The sequence below is a fragment of the Streptomyces sp. NPDC020362 genome (assembly GCF_040642095.1).
Classification (GTDB): domain Bacteria; phylum Actinomycetota; class Actinomycetes; order Streptomycetales; family Streptomycetaceae; genus Streptomyces.
The window spans coordinates 1-19,407 of the sequence record NZ_JBFAET010000172.1 but is presented as its reverse complement, the minus strand read 5'-3'; the positions used below and the strand labels follow the sequence as shown (position 1 = coordinate 19,407).

16 protein-coding genes and 1 pseudogene are annotated in these 19,407 nt (G+C 72.0%); 6 read left to right on the top strand and 11 right to left on the bottom strand.

Annotated elements, in window-relative coordinates; all coding sequences use genetic code 11:
- Positions 1-57: 57 nt before the first annotated feature.
- Positions 58-2,325 carry a helix-hairpin-helix domain-containing protein gene (locus AB0H32_RS37395; protein WP_361130494.1) on the bottom strand — a complete coding sequence of 756 codons (2,268 nt, stop codon included), beginning with the start codon at positions 2,323-2,325 and terminating at the stop codon, positions 58-60.
- Positions 2,322-3,305, bottom strand: coding sequence for an aldo/keto reductase (locus AB0H32_RS37390; RefSeq protein ID WP_361130492.1), 984 nt, complete (start codon positions 3,303-3,305; stop codon positions 2,322-2,324). The genes AB0H32_RS37395 and AB0H32_RS37390 overlap by 4 nt, the downstream gene beginning before the upstream one ends.
- Before the next feature lie 174 nt (positions 3,306-3,479).
- On the opposite strand from AB0H32_RS37390, the gene AB0H32_RS37385 reads away from it, so the two are divergent.
- Positions 3,480-4,535: an LLM class F420-dependent oxidoreductase gene (locus AB0H32_RS37385; RefSeq protein WP_361130489.1), complete on the top strand. Its 1,056-nt coding sequence runs from the start codon at positions 3,480-3,482 to the stop codon at positions 4,533-4,535.
- Between the two features lie 230 nt (positions 4,536-4,765).
- The gene (locus AB0H32_RS37380; RefSeq protein ID WP_361130487.1) at positions 4,766-5,554 is read left to right on the top strand and encodes a ferritin-like domain-containing protein; all 789 of its coding nucleotides are present in this window, start codon (positions 4,766-4,768) and stop codon (positions 5,552-5,554) included.
- Between the two features lie 7 nt (positions 5,555-5,561).
- Here AB0H32_RS37380 and corA read toward each other — a convergent pair whose 3' ends face one another.
- The gene (corA, locus tag AB0H32_RS37375; RefSeq protein ID WP_361130484.1) at positions 5,562-6,557 is read right to left on the bottom strand and encodes a magnesium/cobalt transporter CorA; all 996 of its coding nucleotides are present in this window, start codon (positions 6,555-6,557) and stop codon (positions 5,562-5,564) included.
- Positions 6,558-6,652: 95 nt separating this feature from the next.
- Here corA and AB0H32_RS37370 point away from each other — a divergent pair, with 95 nt between their 5' ends.
- From AB0H32_RS37370 to mshC, 4 genes are all read left to right on the top strand, one after another.
- Entirely contained in the window at positions 6,653-7,339 is a 687-nt protein-coding gene (locus AB0H32_RS37370) for a histidine phosphatase family protein (RefSeq protein ID WP_361130481.1), read from the top strand.
- A 91-nt stretch (positions 7,340-7,430) separates the two neighbouring features.
- Entirely contained in the window at positions 7,431-8,021 is a 591-nt protein-coding gene (locus AB0H32_RS37365) for a DUF3090 domain-containing protein (protein WP_361130478.1), read from the top strand.
- The gene (locus AB0H32_RS37360; RefSeq protein WP_361130476.1) at positions 7,985-8,830 is read left to right on the top strand and encodes an SCO1664 family protein; all 846 of its coding nucleotides are present in this window, start codon (positions 7,985-7,987) and stop codon (positions 8,828-8,830) included. Before AB0H32_RS37365 ends, AB0H32_RS37360 begins: the two co-directional genes overlap by 37 nt.
- Positions 8,831-8,923: 93 nt before the next feature.
- Positions 8,924-10,153: a cysteine--1-D-myo-inosityl 2-amino-2-deoxy-alpha-D-glucopyranoside ligase gene (mshC, locus tag AB0H32_RS37355; RefSeq protein WP_361130473.1), complete on the top strand. Its 1,230-nt coding sequence runs from the start codon at positions 8,924-8,926 to the stop codon at positions 10,151-10,153.
- 413 nt (positions 10,154-10,566) lie between these two features.
- Here mshC and AB0H32_RS37350 read toward each other — a convergent pair whose 3' ends face one another.
- The 8 genes and pseudogenes from AB0H32_RS37350 to AB0H32_RS37315 form a co-directional block, all read right to left on the bottom strand.
- Positions 10,567-11,586, bottom strand: a complete 1,020-nt coding sequence (locus AB0H32_RS37350) for a PAC2 family protein (RefSeq protein ID WP_361130470.1) — start codon at positions 11,584-11,586, stop codon at positions 10,567-10,569.
- A 176-nt stretch (positions 11,587-11,762) separates the two neighbouring features.
- The gene (locus AB0H32_RS37345; protein WP_361130467.1) at positions 11,763-12,434 is read right to left on the bottom strand and encodes a FadR/GntR family transcriptional regulator; all 672 of its coding nucleotides are present in this window, start codon (positions 12,432-12,434) and stop codon (positions 11,763-11,765) included.
- A gap of 89 nt (positions 12,435-12,523) precedes the next feature.
- Positions 12,524-12,963 (bottom strand): annotated as a pseudogene (locus AB0H32_RS37340) (phospholipase).
- A 114-nt stretch (positions 12,964-13,077) separates the two neighbouring features.
- Positions 13,078-13,617, bottom strand: a complete 540-nt coding sequence (locus tag AB0H32_RS37335) for an SMI1/KNR4 family protein (protein WP_361130464.1) — start codon at positions 13,615-13,617, stop codon at positions 13,078-13,080.
- Positions 13,618-13,774: 157 nt separating this feature from the next.
- Positions 13,775-15,391 (bottom strand): glycerol-3-phosphate dehydrogenase/oxidase, encoded by a 1,617-nt coding sequence (locus tag AB0H32_RS37330; protein WP_361130461.1) that lies wholly within the window; start codon positions 15,389-15,391, stop codon positions 13,775-13,777.
- A 47-nt stretch (positions 15,392-15,438) separates the two neighbouring features.
- Entirely contained in the window at positions 15,439-16,977 is a 1,539-nt protein-coding gene (gene glpK / locus AB0H32_RS37325; protein WP_361130458.1) for a glycerol kinase GlpK, read from the bottom strand.
- A 78-nt stretch (positions 16,978-17,055) separates the two neighbouring features.
- A complete protein-coding gene (locus tag AB0H32_RS37320; RefSeq protein ID WP_361130455.1) occupies positions 17,056-17,850 on the bottom strand; it encodes an MIP/aquaporin family protein in 795 nt (264 codons plus the stop codon).
- A 359-nt stretch (positions 17,851-18,209) separates the two neighbouring features.
- On the bottom strand, positions 18,210-18,974 hold the full coding sequence (locus AB0H32_RS37315; RefSeq protein WP_361130452.1) for an IclR family transcriptional regulator: 765 nt from the start codon (positions 18,972-18,974) through the stop codon (positions 18,210-18,212).
- Between the last annotated feature and the right edge of the window lie 433 nt (positions 18,975-19,407).

The following is a 19,407-nucleotide window of genomic DNA, read 5'->3' as shown; positions in this document are numbered from 1 at the left end:
GGGGGGGGTGTGGGGGGGGCCCCGGGCGGGCGCCCCCCCCCCACCACCGGCGACGCGTCAGCCGCCGGCCGGGACCTGGGGGCGCAGCAGTGTCTGCAGACGCGTCGTGCGGGACTTGGCCGGGACCTCCGCCACCGCCTTCGGGAGCGCCTGTTCCACACCATGGACCACCGAGAGGTGGTGCTCGGCGCGGCCGAACGCCGTGTACACCCACGGTCTGCTGAGCGCCTGGGCGGCGTCGCCGGGGAGCACCACCACCGCGGCCGGCCAGCGGCTGCCCAGCGCCTGGTGCGCGGTCAGCGCCCAGCCGTGCCGTACGCACTGCTCCACCCCATCCCGTGGCACGACGACGGGGACGCCCGCGCACTCCAGGTGCAGCCCGTCGGCGTCGGCGTTCACCACCCGGCCCGGCACCGTACGGCCCGGTGCGGGTGCGTAGGCGATCCGGTCGCCGGGGTCGAACCCGCCGAAGCGGCCGGGGCCCGGGTTGAGGCGTTCCTTGAGGGCGGCGTTGAGCGCACGGGTGCCCGCGGCACCGCCGTGGCCCGGGGTGATCACCACGGTCTGCTCGGGCGGCACTCCGATCGCCCGCGGCACCGAGTCCGCGACCAGCTGCACGGTCCGGTGCACCGCCTCGCCGGCGTCCCGCACCGGCACGATGACGATCTCCTTGCCGGGCGCGTCCACCTGGTTCAGCTCACCGATGCCGACGCCCGAGAGCAGCTCGCCGAGCGGTCCGGGGTCGGGGATGCGGGAGGCGACCTGCGGGCAGGCCCGGGACGCGAGCAGGTCGGCGAAGACCCGCCCGGGCCCGGCCGACCACAGCACCGCAGGGTCGCCGCTCAGCACGAGCCGTGCCCCGTCGGGCAGCGACTCCACCAGCATCGCGGCGGCCTCCACGTCGAGTTGCGGGGCGTCCAGCACGACCAGCAGATCGAGGTCCAGGGCGCCGTCCGGGTCCCGGCCGGGCCCCTCGGCGCCGGAGAGCAGACCGGCGACCGTGGCCACGGCCTCCTCCCCGGCCTCTTCGCCCAGCAGCGCGGTGAGGCGGCGGCGCCCGTCGGGGGTGTGGCAGACGGCGAACGCACGCAGGCCCGCGGCGCGGGCGGCGCCGAGCAACGCGGCCGGTTCGCAGCGGGCCGCCTCGCCGCCGGTGTGCAGCACCAGGCCGTTCTGCGCGAGGGCGCGGGCCAGCTCGGCAGCACCGCCGGACGACCCGGCCGCGGCCGTCTCCCACGGTCCGGAGGCCTCCTGGGACAAGGAGTTGAGCAGGCGGGCCAGGCCGTCGGCGAGGCTCTCCTCGGCGAGTGCGTACCGCTCCAGGCCGACGAGGACACGGACCGGCCGCTCCTCGTCCCCGTCCTCCTCGCTGTCGATGGCCCCAGGCGCCGGTGCTCCCGGCTCCTCCAGAGCGTCCTCGAAGGCCAGCGCCTCGCCCTCCGAGAGCGTGCTCTGCACGGCCGCGTCCGGGTCCGGCACGCCCCGCTGGGCCAGGGCCGCGGTGAGCGTCGGCAACTCCAGGGCGGTGTGCCCGGCGAGCGCCGCATGCTCCAGCAGCCAGCCGGTCAGCGCGCGGCCGCGCCGCTCGTCGTCCGGGCCGCATGCCGGGCCGAGCAGGGCCCGCGCGAATCCGTCGGCCTGCTCCGGCCGTACGCCGGTGAGACGCAGTAGGTGCCAGGGGTCCTCGCGGAGCGCGGAGCCCGCGCCCTCGCCGAGGGCCGCGGCCATCTGGGGCGCCAGGGTCTCGGGTGCACCGCCCTCGCCCAGGACCCGCCGCACGGCCTCGACGGCCTCGGGGTCGGTGGCGCCGGGCGCGGCGGCGGCCGGGGCGGGCTGCGGCCGGCGTACGGGCGCGGGGGCGGCCGCGGGGCGCGGGGCGGGCGCGGTCTCGGGTTCGCGCAAGGCCGTGACGGTCGGCTTCCGGCCGCTCTCCACCGCCCGGACCGCGGCGAGCAGGTCGGCCGCCGTGCCGCTCAGCTTGGCGCCGCTGTCGATGGGGGCCTGCCTCTCGGCCTTGCGCCGGTCGATCCGCTCCCGCTCGATCCGCTGTGCGGCCAGCTCGGCCTGTGCTTCGGACTGCTGCGAAGAGCCTTCGCCGTCGGTTCCCTCGGCCTTCTCGGCCCCCTCGGCTTTGTCGGTTCCCTCGGCGTCCTCGACGCCCTCGGAGTCTTGGGTGTCACCGGTGTGCCCGGCGCTCTCCGTCGCCCCGTCCCCGGCCGCACTGCTGTCCTCGGGCGCCGTCTCCTGCCCCTGGGCCTCCCGGACCTCCGGGGCGTGCGGGGTCCGCGGCCCGGCTTCCTCCGTGGTCTCCGGCTCCGTGCTCACAGCGTGCTCCAGTCGTGATCGGGATAGCGGTGCACGGGCGCCGACACGTCGTCGAGCGCCCGGCAGATCTCGTCAGGAAGACTAAGGGCCTCCACTGACAGAGCCGCCGTGAGCTGCTGCGCGGTGCGCGCGCCGATGATCGGGGCGGCCACGCCGGGCCGGTCCCGGACCCAGGCGAGAGCCACCTGGAGCGGGGTGACCGCGAGCCCGTCGGCGGCCGTCGTCACGGCGTCGACGATGCGGGTCGCCGTGTCGTCCAGATATGGCTCGACGAAGGGCGCGAGGTGCTCGGAGGCGCCGCGCGAGTCCGGGGGAGTGGTGTGCCGGTACTTGCCGGTCAGCACGCCGCGGCCCAGCGGCGAGGAGGGCAGCAGGCCCACGCCCAGATCGAGCGCCGCGGGCAGCACCTCGCGCTCGACACCGCGCTGCAGCAGCGAGTACTCCAGCTGTGTGCTGGCCAGCCGGGTGCGGGTGCCCGGTGCGGCGAGCTGCCAGGTGGCCGCCTTGGCCAGCTGCCAGCCGCAGAAGTTGGAGACCCCCGCATACCGTGCGCGCCCGCTGCTGACCGCCAGGTCCAGGGCCTGGAGCGTCTCCTCCAGCGGGGTGTCGGGGTCGAAGGCGTGGATGTGCCACACATCGACGTGGTCCGTGCCGAGGCGGGCCAGGGAGGCGTCGAGGGCGGCGAGCAGATGGCCGCGCGAGCCGTCGAAGCGGCGATCGGGGTCGGGGACGCTGCCCGCCTTGGTGGAGATGACCAGATCCCGGCGCGGCACCAGGCCCTCCATGAGCTGCCCGAGCAGATACTCCGCCTCCCCGTCGCCGTACACGTCCGCGGTGTCGACGAGGTTTCCGCCGGCCTCCCAGAAGGCCTTCAGCATGTCCGCGGCGTCGTGCTCGTCGGTGTCCCGGCCCCAGGTGAGGGTGCCGAGTCCGATCCGGGACACGCGCAGGCCTGTGCGGCCGAGATGCCTCTGCTCCATGTGCGCGAGATTACTGGCCAGAACTGATGCCGTGGGTTGCCTGTGGATAACTCCGGTCACGGTGATCGACCGGGTGAACGGCCCCTGATCCCGGGCAGGCACTGCCCGCGGGCCCCGGCGCCGCGCTAAGGTCTCCCGCCAAGGGACGTTACTCGTGAGTAAGGGGAATCGGCCATGCAGCTCGGGATCAACCTCGGCTACTGGGGTGCCGGGATGGACGCGGACAATCTGGCCGTGGCACAGGAGGCCGACCGGCTGGGCTACTCCGTGTGCTGGGCCGCCGAGGCGTACGGCTCGGACGCGGCCACGGTGCTGAGCTGGGTCGCCGCCCAGACCGAGCGCATCGACGTCGGCTCGGCCATCTTCCAGATTCCGGCCCGGCAGCCGGCGATGACCGCGATGACCGCGGCGACGCTGGACTCGCTGTCCAAGGGCCGCTTCCGGCTCGGCCTCGGCGTCTCGGGGCCGCAGGTCTCCGAGGGCTGGTACGGCGTCAAGTTCGACAAGCCGCTGGCGCGCACGCGCGAGTACGTGGAGATCGTACGGAAGGCGATGACGCGCGAGCGGCTGTCGTACGAGGGCGCGCACTGGACGCTGCCGCTGCCCGGCGGCCCGGGCAAGCCGATCAAGCTGACCGTGCACCCGGAGCGCGAGCACATTCCGCTCTACATCGCCGCCATCGGGCCGAAGAACCTGGAGCAGACCGGTGAGATCGCCGACGGGGCGCTGGTGATCTTCCCGTCCGCCGAGCACCTGGAGGAGACCACCGTCAGCCACCTGCGGGCCGGGCGGGAGAAGGCCGGCAAGACCCTCGAGGGGTTCGACATCTGCCCGACCCTGCCGCTCGCCGTCGGCGACGACAAGGACGTGTCCCGGCTCGCCGACACCTTCCGCCCCTACACCGCCCTCTACGTGGGCGGCATGGGCAGCGCCAAGCAGAACTTCTACAACCAGCTCGCCCGGCGCATGGGATACGAGAAGCAGGCCGCCGAGATCCAGGAGATGTACCTGTCCGGCGACAAGCAGGGCGCCGCGGCCGCGATCCCGCACGACCTCATCGACAAGACCACGCTGCTCGGCTCGGTGGAGCGCATCGCCGACCGGATGAAGGCCTACGCCGCCGCCGGGGTCACCACCCTCAGCCTGGCCCCGGCCGGCTTCACCCTCGACGAGCGGCTCGCCTCCCTGCGGGCCGGCAGCGAGGCCCTGGAGCGTGCCGGGCTCGCCTAGGCCCGGCGGATCCCGGCCGGCGCCGGGACGTTTTCTGCGGCCGTGGTGGGGGCTCGGGGGTCTTCCCCGCCACGGCCGTCATGGGAAACAACGCGCCGGACGCCGCTCGGTTACGACACGGTCGTCCTCCTGTCGGCCGAGCCGGACCGCACTGCTGTTGCGACTCCCCTCTGTCCCCATTTGACTCGTTCTTTGCGGAACCCTGCGGAATGTGCAGAGAGGGGCCTTCCATGCTGTCGGCCAAGAGTCTGTTCCAGGAGATCCTCGACGACGACGAGTCCTTCCGGCTGTTCTGCTCCATCGCCGCCGGCGGCGAGTCCCAGGGCGGGTGGGAGAACGGGCGGATCGCCGCACTCGTACCGCAGAGCGAACGCGCCCTCGCCCCCAAGATCGCCCGCCACAGCGCCGACGAGGACAAGCACGGGCGCATCTTCAACGCCCTCATGAGCAAGCGCGGCCTCGCACCCGTCCCCGTGCCGCCCGAGACCGACTACACGATGCTCCTTGAGCGCCGGGGCATCGGTCTCGCCCACGACAGGCTCCGGCGCAGCGAGCCGCTCGCCGTGCGCGACATCGTCGTCTACCTCTCGCACAGCAGGGTCACCGAACAGCGCGCCGCCGAACAGATGGCGTTGCTCCGCGTGTACTTCGCCGACCACCCCGAGGTCGGCAAGGCCGTCCGCATGATCTCCCACGACGAGGACAACCACCTCGCCTACACCCACGAGGAACTGCTGCGCCTCGCCGCCGCCGGGCACGGCCGGCTGATCCAGCACACCCTGCGCGCCTGCGCGCTCGCCGAGATCCGCACCTACCGGGACGTCAGCCTCGCCGTCATGGCCCACATGGGCCGCATCCTCGGCTGGCCGAGGCCGAAGTCCGCGCTGCTCGTGGCCGGCATCCACGCCGTGTACGCCTACGAGCGCCTCGGCGGCTGGCACCGCATGGTGACCCTGCGCATGCCCGAGCGCCGCAACGCCCTCGGCGGCCCCGCCACCCCCGCCCCCGAGTTCGTCTGAGCAGCCCTCACAGCCAGCCGCGCCGCTTGAACTGGCGGTACAGCAGCACCTCCAGGCCCGCCATCAGCAGGATCACCATCGGGTAGGACCACAGCCAGTGCAGCTCGGGCATGTGGTCGAAGTTCATGCCGTAGACGCCCGCGATCATCGTGGGGACCGCCGCCATCGCCGCCCACGCCGAGATCTTCCGCATGTCGTCGTTCTGCCGCACGCTCATCTGCGCCAGATGCGCCGACAGGATGTCCGACACCAGCCGGTCCAGGGCCTCCACGGACTCGTTCACGCGCGCGAGATGGTCGTTCACGTCCCGGAAGAACGGCCGCGCCTTCTCGCTCACGAACGGGACGGCGGCGCCGAAGGGGCCGGTGCCCGCGAGCCGGGTCAGCGGCAGCGCGAGCGGTCCGGTGGCCCGCCGGAACTCCAGGATCTGACGCTTGAAGGTGTAGATCCGGGACGCGGTGTCGCGCGAGCCGCCGCTGCCCGGCTCGAACACGGCCGCCTCCAGCCCCTCCAGGTCCGCCTGCAGCTCGGTCGCCACGTCCAGGTAGTGGTCCACGACGGCGTCGGAGATCGCGTACAGCACCGCGGTGGGACCCTTGCCCAGCATCTCCGGCTCCTCCTCCAGCCGGTGCCGTACGGCCGCCAGCGGCGCTCCCTCGCCGTGCCGGACGGTCACCACGAAGGCGTCCCCGACGAAGACCATGACCTCGCCCGCCGAGACGGTGTCGCCCTCGGGCTCGTAGACGACCGGCTTGAGGACCATGAAGAGCGAGTCGTCGAAGACCTCCAGCTTGGGCCGCTGATGCGCCTTGAGGGCGTCCTCGACCGCCAGCGGATGCAGCCCGAACTCCTCGGTGACCAGGTCGAACTCCCGCTCCGACGGCTCGTACAGACCGATCCACATGAACCCGCCCGCCGCCCGCGCCTCGGCCAGCGCGTCCGACAGGTCCTCCGGGCCCTCGCTGCGGTGCCCGTGGGTGTAGATGGCGCAGTCCACGATCACGCAGCGCATTCTTCCCTCACCCGCCCGCCCGCGCATGTCGTGCTCATGGGTGCCTCCCGGCCGTTCCGGCAGGGGATGCGCTTACCCTGGGCGGCATGCCCACGCTGATCCTCGTCAGGCACGGACGGTCGACCGCCAACACCTCGGGCGTGCTCGCCGGGTGGACGCCCGGCGTCGCCCTCGATGAACGCGGGGCCGCGCAGGCCGCCGCGCTGCCCGGACGGCTGAGGGAGCTGCCCCTCTGCGAGGTCGTCGTCAGCCCCCTCCAGCGCTGCCAGGAGACGGTACGGCCGCTGCTCGACGCCCGGCCCGGGCTGCGTGTCCACACCGACGAGCGCATCGGGGAGTGCCACTACGGCGACTGGTCCGGCCGCAAGCTCGCCGAGCTGAAGGACGAGCCGCTGATGGAGGTCGTCCAGGCACACCCGTCGGCCGCCGCCTTCCCGGGCGGCGAGTCCATGCGGGCCATGCAGACCCGCGCCGCCGAAGCCGTCCGCGAGTGGAACGCGCGCGTGGAGCGCGACCACGGCGCCGACGCCGTCTACCTCATGTGCTCGCACGGCGACATCATCAAGTCGCTCGTCGCCGACGCCCTCGGACTCCATCTCGACCTGTTCCAGCGGATCTCGGTGGAACCGTGTTCCGTCACAGCGATCCGCTACACCCGCCTCAGGCCGTTTCTCGTTCGTCTCGGCGACACCGGCGATTTCGCCTCTCTTGCCCCGCGCGAGGAACCTCCGGGGGAAGACGCACCGGTCGGGGGCGGTGCGGGCGCACCGTGATCGTCGGGCGCAGTAGGGTGAAGCGATCCGCACCGTCGCCCTTCCGTACGGCCCGCACCGCAGCAACTCTCGAATCCAATGGAGACAGGACGTGTCCCGTCAGGTGTTCCTCTACGATCCGCCGGACCGTTTCGTGGCCGGCACGGTCGGACTGCCCGGGCGCCGTACGTTCTTCCTCCAGGCCACCGCAGGCCCCCGGGTGACCAGCGTGGCTCTGGAGAAGACCCAGGTCGCGGCACTCGCCGAGCGCATGGACGAACTGCTGGACGAGGTCGTGCGGCGCAGCGGCGGCAGCGCGGCCGTCCCTGCCATGGCCCCCTCCGAGATCTCCGACAGCGCCCCGCTGGACACCCCCATCGAGGAGGAGTTCCGCGTCGGGACCATGGCCCTGGCCTGGGACGGCGAGGAGCAGCGCATGATCGTGGAGGCGCAGGCCCTCGTGGAGCTGGAGGCCGACACCGAGGAGGACCTCGCCGAGGCCGAGGAGCGGCTCCTCCAGGACGAGGAGAACGGGCCCCCGATGCTGCGGGTCCGGCTGACCGGCGCGCAGGCCAGGGCCTTCGCCAAGCGTGCCCTGGACGTCGTCAACGCCGGGCGGCCGCCGTGCCCGCTGTGCAGCCTCCCGCTCGATCCGGAAGGACATGTATGTCCGCGCCAGAACGGATACCGCCGCGGAGCGTGACCGCAGCCGACGCAGGGACCGGCACGGCCGCCGCGGAGCTGCTCGCCCGCGGTGAGCTGGCTGTGCGCGGCCGGATCCGCGAGGCGTCCAATGCGGCGCTGTTCTGCACGGTTTCCCACGACGGCCGCGAAGCCTCCTGTGTGTACAAGCCCGTGGCCGGCGAGCGCCCCCTGTGGGACTTCCCCGACGGCACTCTGGCGGGCCGAGAGGTGGCCGCCTACGAGGTCTCCGAGGCCACCGGCTGGGGGCTCGTCCCGCCGACCGTGCTGCGCGACGGCCCGTACGGCGAGGGCATGTGCCAGTTGTGGATCGACGTGAGCGCCGAGTCCGAGCTGCTCGCGCTGGTGGACGGCGAGGAGCCCGGCCCGGGCTGGAAGGCGATCGGGTTCGCCGAGGTCGGCGAGGGCCGCACCGCGCTGCTGGTGCACGCCGACGACGAGCGGCTGCGCCGCCTCGCCGTCCTGGACGCCGTGATCAACAACGCCGACCGCAAGGGCGGCCACCTGCTGCCCACCACGGACGGACGGCTCTACGGCATCGACCACGGGGTCGCCTTCAACGCCGAGAACAAGCTGCGCACACTGCTGTGGGGCTGGGCCGGGGAGCCCCTGACGGCGGACGCCGTCGACGTGCTCGAGGGGCTGCGCACGAGCCTCGCCGACGGTGGGGAGCTGGCCGGGCGGCTGGCCGGGCTGATCACGGCGGCCGAGATCGAGGCCACGCGCGCGCGGGTCGACGCGCTGCTCGCCGCCGGCCGGCATCCCGAGCCGGGCGGCGAGTGGCCCGCCATCCCGTGGCCGCCGGTGTAAGCACATCGGTCGCCGATCCGCAAGAACGCCCAACCGGCCATCCGACCCGATCCCGTTCGTATACGCAGCTCGCGGCCGGTTAGGCTCATGTACATGCATGCCTGGCCCGCTTCCGAGGTCCCCGCCCTGCCTGGTCAGGGCCGCGACCTGAGGATCCACGACACCGCGACCGGCGGCCTCGTCACCCTCGACCCCGGTCCCGTCGCCCGTATCTACGTCTGCGGCATCACCCCGTACGACGCGACCCACCTGGGTCACGCGGCGACCTACAACGCGTTCGACCTCGTTCAGCGCGTGTGGCTCGACACCAAGCGGCAGGTTCACTACGTCCAGAACGTCACCGACGTCGACGATCCGCTGCTGGAGCGCGCGGAGCGGGACGGCGTCGACTGGGTCGCCCTCGCCGAGAAGGAGACGGCCCTCTTCCGCGAGGACATGACCGCCCTCAGGATGCTCCCGCCGCAGCACTACATAGGCGCCGTCGAGGCGATACCCGGCATCGTCCCGCTCGTGGAGCGGCTGCGCGAGATCGGCGCGGCCTACGAGCTGGAGGGCGACATCTACTTCTCCGTCGAGTCCGACCCGCACTTCGGCCAGGTCTCGAACCTCGACGCGGCCGCCATGCGGCTGCTGTCCGCCGAGCGCGGCGGCGACCCGGACCGTCCGGGCAAGAAGAACCCGCTCGACCCGATGCTGTGGATGGCGGCCCGCGAGGGCGAGCCCAGCTGGGACGGCGGCTCCCTCGGCCGGGGACGCCCCGGCTGGCACATCGAGTGCGTGGCCATCGCCCTCGACCACCTCGGCATGGGCTTCGACGTCCAGGGCGGCGGCTCCGACCTGGCCTTCCCGCACCACGAGATGGGCGCCTCGCACGCCCAAGTGCTCACCGGCGAGTTCCCGATGGCCAAGGCCTATGTGCACGCCGGCATGGTCGCCCTGGACGGCGAGAAGATGTCCAAGTCCAAGGGCAACCTCGTCTTCGTCTCCCGGCTGCGCCGCGACGGCGTCGACCCGGCCGCGATCCGGCTGGCCCTGCTCTCCCACCACTACCGCGCCGACTGGGAGTGGACCGACCAGGTCCTGCACGACGCCGTCGGCCGTCTCGGCCGCTGGCGCTCGGCCGTCTCCCGGCCCGACGGGCCGTCCGCGGACGCGCTCGTCGAGGAGATCCGCGAGGCCCTCGCGAACGACCTGGACGCCCCCGCGGCGCTCGCCGCCGTGGACCGCTGGGCGGCCCGCCAGGAGGCGGAGGGCGGCACCGACACCGGTGCGCCCGGTCTGGTCACCCGGGCCGTGGACGCACTGCTGGGCGTGGCGCTCTAGCACGGGCACAGCAGCGGCACCGGCGCACCGGCACGGCGCCGGCGCCGGTCGACAGGGGCGGTTCCCCGAGGGGATCCGCCCCGCCTGCCGCCGGGACGCTGCCGGGCCGACCGGACCGCGCTCGACCGCTGCGCCCGCCGGGGCACCCTGTGGTGGACGCCCCCGACGTTCTCCGCGCGGCGATGCCGACCCGACCGCCGAGGGGCGCGGTACGGGGTTGCCGGCCTGATTGCCGAAGGACGGTACGGCGCGGTGTCCGCCTGACCGCCGAAGGACGGTATGGCGCGGTGTCGGCCTGACCGCCGAGGGGCGGTACGGCGCGGTGCCGGCCCGATCTCCGGGGGGGGCGCGGTACGGCGCGGTGCCGGCCCGATCACTGAAGGGGCGGTACGCGTCGTGCGTACCGCCCCTGGTCACTCCTCCGAGGTGTCCCCGTCGGCCCCGTCGCCGCCGTCACCGTCCACGGCACCCGGTGCTTCCGGCTTCGGCTTCGGCGACTTCGGTGGCGTCGGCGGCCGGGTCCTGCCGCTCGGGCTGTCCCGCAGATACGAGGCGTCGCCGCCGTCCGCCGTCGCGTGCCCGCCCGGCGGGCTGACGTCCCGGCGCCGCAGGTAGCGCTCGAACTCGCGGGCGATCGCCTCGCCGGACGCCTCCGGCAGCTCGGCGGTGTCCCGGGCCTCCTCCAGCGTCTGGACGTACTCGGCGACCTCGCTGTCCTCGGCGGCCAGCTGGTCCACGCCCACCTGCCAGGCCCGCGCGTCCTCGGGCAGCTCGCCCTGCGGAATACGCAGGTCCAGCAGGTCCTCCAGCCGGTTGAGCAGTGCCAGCGTGGCCTTGGGGTTGGGCGGCTGGGAGACGTAGTGCGGCACGGCCGCCCACAGCGAGACCGCAGGGACGCCCGCGTGCGTGCACGCCTCCTGCAGGACGCCGACGATGCCCGTCGGGCCCTCGTACTTGGTCTCCTCCAGGTCCATGCGCTGGGCCAGGTCCGGGTCGGAGGTGACCCCGCTGACCGGGACCGGACGCGTGTGCGGTGTGTCACCGAGCAGGGCGCCCAGGACGACCACCAGCTCCACGCCCAGCTCGTGCGCGAAGCCGAGCAGCTCGTTGCAGAACGAGCGCCAGCGCATGGACGGCTCGATGCCGCGGACCAGCACCAGGTCGCGCGGTTTGTCGCCGCCGACCCGGACCACCGACAACCTCGTCGTCGGCCACGTGATCTTGCGCACTCCGCCGTCCATGAACACCGTGGGGCGGTTCACCTGGAAGTCGTAGTAGTCCTCGGCGTCCAGCGCCGCGAACACTTCGCCCTTCCACTCGCGTTCCAGATGCGCGACCGCCGTGGAGGCGGCGTCGCCGGCATCGTTCCAGCCCTCGAACGCGGCCACCATGACTGGGTCGATCAGCTCGGGAACCCCCTCCAGCTCGATCACCCAGTGCCTCCTTCCGACGTGCCCTCGCCTGACGTCCCCACCTTACGGCGTCCGGCGGGGGCGTCCGCAGCCCCCTGACCCGGGGGATGAACGGATCACTGCCCCGTTCGTCACCTCGGAACACCCCGCTCGTGAACGAGGTGACCGACCGGTTCCGCAGGGGACTTCACGGGGTGTCACAGCGTGCTGCGCAGCCACTGCTCCACGCTCGCGATGTGCACGGTCGCCCAGGAACGGGCCGCCTCCGCGTCGCGGTCGCGCAGCGCGGCGAGGATCGCCCGGTGCTCGCGCAGCGTGCGGGCGACCGCGTCCTCCTGGGTGAGCCCCCGCCAGATCCGGGCCCGGGTGGTCGGCCCCGACAGGCCGTCCAGCAGCGAGCACAGCACCGAGTTCCCGGCGCTCTGCACGATGCTCCGGTGGAACTCCAGGTCGCAGGCGACCAGCTCCTCCACCGAGGGTGCGGCCCCGAGCGCGTCCAACTGGGCGGACAGGGCGTCCACTTGCTGCTCACCGATGTGCGCGGCGGCCATTGCCGTGGCGGCCGGCTCCAGGATCCGGCGCACCGCGAGGAACTCCAGCACCGTGTCGTCGCGGTGGAAGTCCACGACGAAGCTCATGGCTTCCAGCAGCAGTTGCGGATCGAGGCTGGTGACATAGGTGCCGTCGCCCTGCCGCACGTCCAGGATCCGGATCAGTGACAGGGCGCGTACGGCCTCGCGCAGCGAGTTGCGGGACAGGCCCAGCTCGGCGGCCAGTTCGCTCTCCTTGGGCAGCCGGTCGCCGGGGCGCAGGGCGCCGGAGACGATCATGCCCTTGATCTTCTCGATCGCCTCGTCGGTGACTGCCATGACCGGCCTCCCTGTCGCCCAGACATCGGATGTCTCCGCACATTATGCGGGCGCGGCCGGAGACTGTTCGGGCGAGCGCGGAAAGCCCGTCAGCCGAAGGCCCTGACGGCCTGGTGGTACGTCCACGCCGTGCTGGTGCAGGCGGTCTTCGTGGCGCCGCCGTAGTTGGTGCACACGCGCTCGAGGTCCTCGTGCAGGGCACTGTCGAGGCGGGCCTTGTCGGCGCTGAAGGTGCCGTCCGCCTCGTAGTTGCGGTGGCCGAAGCCGTGGCGGGCACAGGACTTGGCGATCGGGAAGCCGAACGGGTTGTCCGGCGAGGAGGTGCAGCGGTCGGTGGACCGGTCGAACTCGTAGGCGGCCCACGCCGGCCGGTTCGCGCGGGCGGCGGCCCGTGCGTCGTAGCCGGCGCGCCGGTCCGGGGGAAGCCTGCGAGCACCTGGGGCTTGTCGGCGGGAGCCGCCTCGGCGGCGGTGGCGGTGATGAGAGCCGGCGCCGAGGCGGCGAGGCCGGTGGCCGGTCTGTGGTGCATCCCACACCTCCATCACCTCCATGAAGAACCACGATCCGGCCATCGGGTCGCTGGTTCATGACAATGGAGGTGCCTCAACGCTCTTTCATGTGCATGGCGATCGCCTGAACGCCGTCAGGCGGCGTCGAACCACTCCTTGCCCGCCGCCCAGTGCGCGACCCAGCCGGCGAAGCCGGGTGCGGAGGTCGTGTGGCCGAACTCCGCGCCGAACGGCAGGGCGCCCTCACCGGTGATGTGCCATATGTGCCCCCGATGGGGGCCGGTGACGATCAGATGCCAGTCCATGCCGCACCCGTCGGTCCCGAGCACGAGCGAACCGTGGTCGGCGACCTGCTCGACGACGGCGTCCGGATCGTCGTACGGCCCCTCGTCCTCCTCCCATAGCCACATCCGCGTGAGCGGGAACGGCTTTCCGGGCTCCTGGCCCCCGGCGCTCTGAGTGAGCCCCACGAGCCCGTACTCCGGCGGCCCCTGGACCGACCCGTCGCTGATCTCCGCCACGAACGTCCGGTACGGCTCGGGAAGCACGATCCCGTGCCCGGCCTCGAAGGCCCGCACCGCCTCCCAGCCGAGGGCCGACTCCCCGCCGGCGTCGACACCGAACGCCTCCCGCAGAGCCGCCAGTTCCCCGGAATCCGCATGATCGATGTTCATACGGCCATGGATATCAGCCGGCACTGACACCCGGGCATGGGAGAGGGGCGGCTCCATCGGCGTGGAGCCGCCCCTCTCGTCATGTCCGGCCCCGGTGCGGCGGGACCGTCCCTCACGACCGCCGGCCCTGGTCAGGGGGAAGGGACCGGCGGCGGGCTCACTTCTCGTCGAGCAGGTCCTGGACCTTCGCGCGGACCTCGTCCGTGGCCAGGCCCCGGATCGTCAGCGTCGTGCGGCGGCGCAGCACGTCGTCCGTCGTCTCGGCCCACTCGTGGTCGCGGGCCCAGACGACCTGCGCCCAGATCTCCGGGGCGTCCGGGTGGACGCGCTCGGCCAGTTCCGGGCTCTCGTTCGCCATGCGGGCGATGTCGAAGGCCAGCGAGCCGTAGTGGGTGGCCAGGTGCCTGGCGGTGTCGGCGGCCATGCGCGGACCGGGCGCCGGGTGGTCCACCAGCAGCCGGTGCGCGACCGCGCGCGGGTTGGCGACACCGGGCAGCGGCAGCTTCTTCGGCAGCGAGGAGATCGGCTCGAAGTCGTCGCCGAGCGGGTGGCCCGGCAGTGCCTCCAGCTTCTGCATCACCGTGCGGCCGATGTGCCGGAACGTGGTCCACTTGCCGCCCGCGACGGACAGCATGCCGCCCTTGCCCTCGGTCACGACGGTCTCGCGCTTGGCCTTGGCGGTGTCGCCGGGGCCGCCCGGCAGCACCCGCAGGCCGGCGAAGGCGTAGGTGATCAGGTCACGCTTCAGCTGCTGGTCCCGGACGGAGAACGCGGCCTCGTCCAGGATCTGGGCTATGTCCTTCTCGTTGACCGAGACGTCCGCCGGGTCGCCCTCGAACTCCTCGTCGGTGGTGCCGAGCAGCAGCATGTCCTCCCAGGGGAGGGCGAAGGTGATGCGGTACTTGTCGATGGGGGTCGCCAGCGCCGCCTTCCAGGGGGAGGTGCGCTTGAGCACCAGGTGCGCGCCCTTGGACAGGCGGATGGAGGGCGCCGCGTTCGGGTCCTCCATGCGGCGCAGGTGGTCGACCCAGGGGCCGGTCGCGTTCAGGACGAGACGGGCGTTGACGCCGAACTCGTCGCCGGACGTCCGGTCCCTGAGGTCGGCGCCGGTGACCCGGCCCTTGGTGAAGCGCAGGCCGGTGACCTCGGCGTGGTTGAGGACGACCGCGCCCGACTCGACGGCCGCGCGGACCGTCATCAGCGCCATGCGCGCGTCGTTCATCTGGTCGTCGCCGTAGACGGCGACGGCCTTGAGGTTCTCGGTGCGAAGCTCGGGCACGTCCTGCGCCGCCTTGGCGGGCGAGAGCAGGTGGCCCACGCCGTCGCCGAACGCGGAGAGCGCGGAGTAGGCGAAGACGCCCGCGCCGAGCTTCGCCGCGCCGTGCGGCCCCCCCTTGTACACGGGGAGGTAGAAGGTGAGCGGGTTCGCCAGGTGGGGGGCCACCTGGCGGGAGACCGCACGGCGCTCGAAGTGGTTCTCCGCCACCAGCTTCACCGCGCCGGTCTGCAGGTAGCGCAGACCGCCGTGGAGCAGCTTGGAGGAGGCGGAGGAGGTGGCGCCGGCGAAGTCGCCGGCGTCGACCAGCGCCACCCTGAGCCCGGACTGCGCGGCGTGCCAGGCGGTGGAGATGCCCAGGATGCCGCCGCCGATCACAAGAAGGTCGTACGACGCCTTGGCGAGCTGCTCCCTGGTCTCGGCCCGGCTCGGGTTCGAGCCGGAGGCGGGGTGCGTCCCCAGGGCAGGCACGGACTTCAGGGTGGACTGACTGGTCATGTCGGGTACTTACTCCTCGTCAGAGCTGTCTGAGCGGTCCGAACCGCTCAGTCCTCGTCCTCGATCCAGCCCATGGTCCGGTCGACGGCCTTGAGCCAGTTCTTGTACTCACGGTCGCGGGTGTCCGCGTCCATCTGGGGGGTCCATTCGGCGGCCCGGCGCCAGTTGGCGCGCAGTTCGTCGGTGCTGGACCAGAAGCCGACGGCGAGACCGGCGGCGTAGGCGGCGCCGAGGCAGGTGGTCTCGGCGACCATCGGGCGCACCACCGGTGCGTCCAGGACATCCGAGAGGGTCTGCATCAGCAGGTTGTTGGAGGTCATGCCGCCGTCGACCTTCAGGGCCACCAGCTCGTCGCCGGAGTCCTTGACCATGGCGTCGGCGATCTCCCGCGTCTGCCACGCGGTCGCCTCCAGGACGGCGCGCGCGAGGTGCGCCTTGGTGACGTACCGGGTCAGGCCGGCGATCACACCGCGGGCGTCGGAGCGCCAGTGCGGGGCGAACAGGCCGGAGAAGGCCGGTACGAAGTAGGCGCCGCCGTTGTCCTCGACCGAGAGCGCGAGCGTCTCGATCTCGGCGGCGGTGGAGATCAGGCCCATCTGGTCCCGCATCCACTGCACCAGGGAGCCGGTGACGGCGATCGAGCCCTCCAGGGCGTACACGGTCGGCTGGTCGCCGATCTTGTAGCCGACCGTGGTCAGCAGGCCCGCGTAGGAGTTGATGATCTTGTCACCGGTGTTCATCACCATGAAGGTGCCGGTGCCGTAGGTCGACTTGGTCTCGCCCTCGGAGAAGCAGGTCTGGCCGAACAGGGCCGCCTGCTGGTCGCCGAGCGCGGAGGCGACCGGGATGCCGCCGAGCAGGTCGCCCAGCTTGCCGCCGATGACCTCGCCGTAGACCTCGGCGGAGGACCGGATCTCGGGCATGATCTGAAGCGGCACGCCGATCGACTCGGCGATCTTGTCGTCCCACTGCATCGTGTGCAGGTTCATGAGAAGGGTGCGGGAGGCGTTGGTGACGTCGGTGACGTGCTTTCCGCCGTTGACACCACCGGTCAGGTTCCAGATGACCCAGGTGTCCATCGTGCCGAAGAGGATGTCGCCCGCCTCGGCGCGCTCGCGCAGCCCCTCGACGTTGTCGAGCAGCCAGCGGGCCTTCGGACCGGAGAAGTACGACGCGAGCGGCAGACCGGTCTCGCGGCGGAAGCGGTCCTGGCCGACGTTGCGGCCCAGCTCCCGGCAGAGGGAGTCGGTGCGGGTGTCCTGCCAGACGAGGGCGTTGTGGACGGGCTCACCGGTGTTCTTGTCCCACAGCACGGTGGTCTCGCGCTGGTTGGTGATGCCGATGGCCTTGATGTCGTCACGGGTGATGCCGGCCTTCTGGATGGCTCCGGCGACGACTTCCTGGACGTTGGTCCAGATCTCGTTTGCGTTGTGCTCGACCCAGCCCGGCTTCGGGAAGATCTGCTCGTGCTCCTTCTGGTCGACGGAGACGATGCGGCCGTCCTTGTCGAAGACGATGCAGCGCGAGGAGGTCGTGCCCTGGTCGATGGCCGCGATGAACGGGCCGGTGGTGTGGGCGTCGGTCACTGTGTGCTCCTGAAAGTTCCGTGGTGATGGGGCTGTACGTACGGCGCGTGCTTGGTGACTCGTGTTGCGGTGAGCTTCTTAAGCGAATGCGACGTTGTAGATGCCCGCAGCGATGGCGGCGCCGATCAGGGGACCGACCACCGGGATCCAGGCGTACCTCCAGTCGGAACCGCCCTTGTTGGGCAGCGGCAGCAGGGCGTGCACGATGCGCGGGCCCAGGTCACGGGCCGGGTTGATCGCGTAGCCCGTCGGACCGCCGAGCGAGAGGCCGATGGAGACGACGACCAGCGACGTGATCAGGGCGCCCAGGGTGCCCAGGCCGTTGCCCTTGTCGTTCAGGCCCTGCGTCAGGACGGCGAGCACCAGCACGATCGTGCCGATGATCTCCGTGGCGAGGTTCTGCACCACGTTCCGGATCTCGGGACCGGTGGAGAAGATGCCCAGGACCGGGCCGGCGCCCTTCTCCTGGGCCTCGACGGCCTTGGCCGCCGTGGCCTGTGCGCCCGGACCGCCGACGATCTCCTTGTCGGTGAGGTGCGCGTGGAACTGGCCGTAGTAGGCCACCCAGACCAGGGCCGCGCCGATCATGGCGCCGAGCAGCTGGCCGCCCCAGTAGACGGGGAGGTTGGTGAAGTCCTTGTCCTTGATCGCGAGCGCGAGCGTCACGGCCGGGTTCAGGTGGGCGCCGGAGAGCGGCGCCGAGGTGTAGACGGCCGTCAGAACGGCGAAGCCCCACCCGAAGGTGATGGCGAGCCAACCGGCGTTACGGGCCTTGGAGGCCTTCAGGGTCACAGCGGCGCAGACGCCGCCGCCGAGCAGGATGAGTATGGCGGTACCGATGGTCTCGCCGATGAAGATGTCGGAGCTGGACACCCGCGACTCCTTTGTCCTTCGTCCAGGGGTAGCCGAACCCCGGGTCCCTCCGGGGATCTGGCGCCCTCGGGGGTGAGAGCGATGAGCTGGCCCTTGGCGTTGTCACACTCTAGCGCGTATTGCCGGTAGGTGTTCGACAATGCCGACCGATGGACGGGAGTCTTGCTTCGGCGTTACGCATGCGTCAAGAGTTCTGTTATCGAAAACAGGATCGTTATTGATCGCTGCCGGTTGTTGTTCTTCGTGCGCTCACGTACGGCCTCGCCCTATATGTCCCATTTCAGGGTATGGCGAGAACCGGGACGCCGCCTCGCGTCCCGGTCGTCACCGTATGAAGTGGCCCGGTGTTGGGGGAGCGCTCAGAACCGCCCTGCGCCCAGGTCCCGGGAGACCGCTCGGGCGCAGTCGCGCACCGAGGCGATCAGTTCGGGGCGCAGCTCTCCGTCGCGGCACAGCCGCTCCACCGCGCCCGTGATGCCGACCGCGCCCACCGGCATGCGGCGCCGGTTGTGGACGGGTGCGGCGACGGACGCCACGCCCTCCCAGGTCTCCTCCACGTCGGCCGCGTACCCACGCGCGCGCGTGATGTCGAGGAGGTGCTCGAAGTCCGTCATGTCGCACACCGTGCGGTCCGTGAACGGCTTGCGGTCGGCCTCCAGCGCCTCGCTGTGCGCCACCGGGTCGTACGCCGAGAGCACCTTGCCCAGCGCCGTGGAGTGCAGCGGCTGCATCGCCCCTATCTCCAGCACCTGCCGGCTGTCGTCCGGCCGGAAGACGTGGTGCACGATCAGCACGCCCTGCTGGTGCAGGACGCCCAGGTACACGCTCTCCCCGCTGGCACGGGCCAGGTCGTCGGTCCACACCAGGGCCCGCGCCCGCAGCTCGTGCACGTCCAGGTAGGTGGTGCCCAGGCGCAGCAGCTCCGCACCCAGCTGGTAGCGGCCGGAGGCGTCGTCCTGCTCGACGAACCCCTCCTGCTGGAGGGTGCGCAGGATGCCGTGGGCGGTGCCCTTGGCGAGGCCGAGCGACGAGGCGATGTCCGACAGGCCCAGTCGCCGCTCGCCGCCCGCGAGCAGCCGCAGCATCGCGGCCGCCCGTTCGAGCGACTGGATGTTCCGTGCCATCCCCGTCCTGCCTCCGTCCTCTACGACCCTCGACGAACAGCATGGGACACCACACCGTTCGGCAATGTCGAACACTACCGGTCCATGTCGACCTCCCGCCAATGGTCGGACGACACTTGTTACTTCTGCAGTGGCCCACCCGTCGTGCCTCGGCCATCCGGGTTCGCCACGGGCGTCCGCCTCGTGGACGCCGGTGCCCATCCAAGCCCACTCCCGGTTACCCTGGCGCCGTGCCCCTTGCCCAGCCTCGGCCGGGGAAGCCGCATAGCCGACAGCCGTCGCACTCCAGGGAGCCCCTTCATGGCCTCGTTGCCAACGTCCCCGCACGCCGACAGCCGGACCCGTGCGTCCGCGCTCCGAGAAGCGCTCGCCTCCAGGGTGGTGGTGGCCGACGGGGCGATGGGCACGATGCTCCAGGCGCAGGACCCGACGC